Raw genomic sequence first — 445 nt, forward strand, 5'->3', positions numbered from 1 at the left:
GGCTCTTCAGAGTTGAGTGTGGGGTGAGGCGTCGAGTCCACCGGTGATGAGGAGCATGCGGAGGCGGTAGTGCTCGAAGTTGCGGAAGCCGCGGGCGATGCGGCGGCCGAGTTCGATGATCCCGTTGATGGCCTCGGTACCACCGTTGCTCGCGCCGTCGGTGTCGAAGTAGGCCAGGAACGCGGTCTTCCAGCGTCTCAGGGTCTTTCCGAGCCTGGCGATCTCGGGAATCGGGCAGGTCGGCAGCGAGGCGATGAGTTTTTCGGCAAGCTGGCGTCCTCGTGCAGGCGTGGGCTGGTGGAACACGTCCCGAAGGTCCTGAGCGCAGCGATAGGCGACTTCGACCGCGATGTGATCGGGATGGGCCGTGAACGCAGCTTCCAGGCGAGTCTGCTGGCGAGACGTGAGGCGTTCTCGCCCGGCGCGGAGAACATGGCGGATGCCG

Annotated in this window: 1 protein-coding gene; it reads right to left on the bottom strand. The window is 65.4% G+C overall.

Annotation, left to right across the window (positions count from 1 at the left end; all coding sequences use genetic code 11):
* Nucleotides 1-6: 6 nt before the first annotated feature.
* A partial coding sequence (locus FCK90_RS15225; protein ID WP_158035146.1) for a transposase occupies nucleotides 7-445 on the bottom strand: 439 nt, incomplete at its 5' end.

It is taken from the genome of Kocuria coralli (genome assembly GCF_008831305.1).
GTDB classification, from domain to species: domain Bacteria; phylum Actinomycetota; class Actinomycetes; order Actinomycetales; family Micrococcaceae; genus Kocuria; species Kocuria coralli.